Here is a 4,691-nt window from a genome sequence, read left to right as displayed (position 1 = left end):
AAGATCACTTTAATCCACAGGAAATCGCCAACCTGCTGTGGGCCATGGCGAAACTGGTGGACAACGGGCAGGAGCAGACACCAGAGTTCAACGAGGCCGTGGCCGCGCTGTTGCCCCACGTGAACGCACAGAAAGACCAATTTAATGCCCAGGGTATCACCAACCTGCTGTGGGCCATGGCAAAACTGGCGGACAACGGGCAGGAGCAGACGCCAGAGCTCAACGAGGCCGTGGCTGCGCTGTTGCCCTACGTGAACGCACAGAAAGCTCACTTTAAACCACAGGAAATCGCCAACCTGCTGTGGGCCATGGCGAAACTGGTGGACAACGGGCAGGAGCAGACACCAGAGTTCAACGAGGCCGTGGCCGCGCTGTTGTCCCGGGTAAACGCACATAAAGACCGATTTAATGCACAGGGTATTACCAACCTGCTGTGGGCCATGGCGAAATTGGTGGACAACGGCCAGCAGCGGACACCAGGGCTCAACGAGGCCGTGGCCGCGCTGCTGCCCTACGTGAATGCACAGAAAGACCAATTTATTCCTCAGCATTTCGCCAACCTGCTGTGGGCCATGGCGAAACTGGTGGGCAACGGCCAGGAGTGGACACCAGAGCTCAAAGAGGCCGTGGCCACGCTGTTGCCCTACGTGAACGCACAGAAAGACCAATTTAATGCCCAGGGTATCGCCAACCTGCTTTGGGCCATGGCGAAACTGGTGGACAGCGGGCAGAAGCAGACACCAGGGCTCAAAGAGGCCGTGGCCGCACTGTTGCCCCACGTGAATACACAGAAAGCTAACTTTACACCACAGGAAATCGCCAACCTGCTATGGGCCACGGCGAAACTGGTGGACAACGGGCAGGAGCGGACACCGCAGCTCAAAGAGGCCGTGGCCGTGCTGTTGCCACAAGTGAACCCAGAGAAAGCTAACTTTAAACCACAGGAAATCGCCAACCTGCTGTGGGCCATGGCGAAACTACTGGACAACGGGCAGGATAGGACACCAGAGCTTAAAGAGGCCGTGGCCACGCTGTTGCCACACGTGAACGCACAGAAAGATAACTTTACCCCTCAGGCTATCGCCAACCTGCTGTGGGCCATGGCGAAACTGGTGGATAGCGGGCAGGAGCGGACACCAGAGTTTAACCAGGCCGTGGCCGCGCTGTTGCGCCACGTGAACACACAGAAAGCTAACTTTAAACCACAGGAAATCGCCAATCTGCTGTTGGCCACGGCGAAACTGGGTGAGTTCGTTGAGCTGAACATGGTTACCTCTATGTTCGAATCGCTTGTTTACCGAATCAGTGAAACCCCTCAGCTCTCACAGCAAGACATATTGATGTCTCTCTGGGGAGTAATGATTTGCTGTGCCAGGTTGTCTCTGGACTCCAATAACAATAACTGGCTTGAAAAACACATGGATGACCTGTTTACTCGTCTGGAAAACACCTCCCCAGACAATGAAGAGGATCAAACCATCATTGCTATGGCCGCAAGCTGGCTTGGGAGAGCGTGCCCGGTCGTCCCCCGTTACCAGACTACCAGGTCAAAACGTCAATCCGACGTTCGCGATCAACTCCAATCATGCTTTCCCTCTTTGCAGATTGCAGAAGAAACAAGTCTGAACTCACTGCCTCCGGTTGACCTGCTACTGCCAGATCACAACATGGTGATTGAAGTTCAGGGGCCCTCTCATTACGTGGGTGGTGATTTCAACACCAGGAAGGGTTCGACGCTGCTTAAAATCGCACTGTTGCAAAAAGCAGGATTTGAGGTCATTGAAATTCCGGTTAACAGGCTTTGGAATCAGGATTTAATGAAACCATACATTGATCAAATAAAAACCAGGACAGGGATCCCGCCACAAGGGCATGGCTCTGTATCACTTAAAAGAAGGTGGGCAGATGCAGCATACGTTACTGCTGATAAAGGCAGGCAACCCTCAAATCACGGTTACTTAACCGCCCAAGAACATTTAGAAGAACAAACCGGCAAACCAGCCAAGAGGAAGAGAAAAAACAGCCAGTAATTCCCTCCTTTCAACCCAGGAACCGTTTTCACATTCCAGCAAAATGAACTTCTGAACAGAACCGCAGTCTGCTTTTTATATTTCCATGAATTAATGAAATATAATTATGCATAGAACCTCTGCTGGTATCAGTGGTAAATACGCAAGATCAGGTAATGATGACAACCAGCCGGATAACCATACCGCTTCTGCAAGGTGTGGACGATATAGACAGTGTACAGTCAGACATCGGGATAATCCCCCCCGCCCAGCCCTGGGGCACAATGAATTTTACCATTCTCCTGGTGCACGCCCTCATCAACATCTGCTGCGCCGTTCAGTAAACATTGCTCAAGATTTTAATGCCCTCATAAAAAAAGAAATAATAAATGGTCTGGTGAGTAAATCAGATCGTCTCGGTGATCGTTATGATGGGAGAGATCACGGCCTATATGCCAGTTCAATTAAAAAATACACGTCAACGTCTAAAAGACCGTTAAATCGAGCGGAACAAGGCCAGCTGATACATTTGCTGCAAAATTTCACAGCAACGCGAAGCTGGAATTGGCGAAGCCTGACGACGACACTGCACTCATTTACTTCAGCGGGTGTTTTTACTGCCCATAACCCCATAGATGAGCGTGTTAAGCGTACTCAAGTTGCCTTATTGTCAACGCTGCTTGATGCAATAATATTTAATTGCAACCAAAAACCTGAAGTCAGGGATATTGATGCCCGGGGAATCGCCAACCAGCTGTGGGCCATGGCGAAACTGGTAGACAACGGGCAGGTGCGGACACCAGAGATCGAAAAGGCCATGGCCGCGCTGTTGTCCCATGTGAACGCACTAAAAGACCAGTTTATTCCTCAGCATATCACCAACCTGCTGTGGGCCATGGCGAAACTGGTGGATAGCGGGCAGGAGCAGACATCAGTTTTCAAGGGGGCCACGGCCGCGCTGTTGCCCCTCGTGAACGCACAGAAAGACCAATTTAATGCCCAGGGCATTACCAACCTGCTGTGGGCCATGGCGAAACTGGTGGACAGCGGGCAGGAGCGGACACCAGAACTCAAAGAGGCCGTTGCCGCGCTGTTGCCCCATGTGAGCGCACAGAAAGCAAACTTTACACCACAGGGTATCGCCAACCTGCTCTGGGCCATGGCGAAACTGGTGGATAACAGATATGAGTTAACACCAGGACTCAAAGAGGCTTTGGCCGCACTGTTGCCCCTCGTGAACGCAAAAAATAACCAATTTATTCCTCAGCATATCGCCAACCTGCTGTGGGCCATGGCAAAACTGGTGGACAACCGGCAGGAACAGACACCAGAACTTAACGAGGCCGTGGCCGCGCTGTTGTCCCACGTGAGCGCACAGAAAGCTAACTTTAAACCACAGGAAATCGTCAACCTGCTGTGGGCCATGGCGAAACTGGTGGACAACGGGCAAGAGCAGACACCAGGGCTCAATAAGGCCGTGGTCGCGCTGTTGCCCCACGTAAACACACATAAAGACCAATTTAATGCCCGGGGAATCGCCAACCTGCTGTGGGCCATGGCGAAACTGGTTGATAAGGGGTTGGAGCGGACACCACAGCTCAAAGAGGCCGTGGCCACGCTGTTGCCCTTCGTGAACGCACAGAAAGCTAACTTTAAACTACAGGAAATCACCAACCTGCTATGGGCCACGGCGAAACTGGTGGACAACGGGCTGGAGCGGACACCGCTGCTCACAGAGGCCGTGGCCGGGCTGTTGCCACTCGTCAACACAGCGAAAGCTAACTTTAATCCTCAAGAAATCGCCAACCTGCTGTGGGCCATGGTGAAACTGCTGGACAACGGGCTGGATAGGACACCAGAGCTTAAAGAGGCCGTGGCCGCGCTGTTGCCACACGTGAACGCAAAGAAAGATAACTTTACACCACAGGGAATCGCCAGCCTGCTGTGGGCCATGGCGAAACTGGTGGATAGCGGGCAGGAGCGGACACCAGGGCTTAACGAGGCCGTGGCTGCACTGTTGCCTCACGTGAACGCGAAGAAAGACCAATTTAAAGCCCTGGGAATCACTAACCTGCTGTGGGCCATGGCGAAACTGGTGGACAACGGGCTGGAGCGAACACCAGAGCTCAACAAGGCTGTGGCCGCGCTGCTACAACACGTGAACGCACACAAAAACCTGTTTAATGCCCAGCATATCGCCAACCTGCTGTGGGCCATGGCGAAACTGGTGGACAACGGGGAGTGGACATCAGAACTCGACGAGGCCGTGGCCGTGCTGTTGCGCCACGTTAACGCACAGAAAGCCAGCTTTAAACCACAGGAAATCGCCAATCTGCTGTGGGCCACGGCGAAACTGGGTGAGTTCGTTGAGCTGAAAGCGGTTACCTCTATGTTTGAATCGCTTGTTTACCGAATCAGTGAAAACCCTCAGCTCTCACAGCAAAACCTATTGATGTCTCTCTGGGGAGTGATGGTTTGCTGTGCCAGATTGTCTATGGACTCCCGAAGCAATAACTGGTTTGAAAAGCAAATGGATGACCTGTTTGCTCGCGTGGAAAATACATCTCCGGATAACTTAGAGGATCAATCCGTTATTGCCATGGCCGCAAGTTGGCTTGGTAGAGCCTGTCCGGTCGTCCCCCATTACCGGACAACTGTTTCAAAACCTCAAGCCGAATTCCG

Annotated in this window: 2 protein-coding genes; both read left to right on the top strand. The window is 52.6% G+C overall.

Annotation, left to right across the window (positions count from 1 at the left end; translation table 11 throughout):
• The coding region (locus CX664_RS24700) for an RAP domain-containing protein (protein ID WP_146000339.1) at positions 1 to 2,030 on the top strand (2,030 nt) is incomplete at its 5' end.
• Positions 2,031 to 2,136: 106 nt separating this feature from the next.
• Positions 2,137 to 4,691: DUF1601 domain-containing protein (locus CX664_RS24695; RefSeq protein WP_146000337.1), on the top strand; the 2,555-nt coding region annotated here is incomplete at its 3' end.

The organism is Endozoicomonas acroporae (genome assembly GCF_002864045.1).
GTDB lineage: Bacteria > Pseudomonadota > Gammaproteobacteria > Pseudomonadales > Endozoicomonadaceae > Endozoicomonas > Endozoicomonas acroporae.
This window is presented reverse-complemented; position numbering and strand designations above follow the sequence as displayed.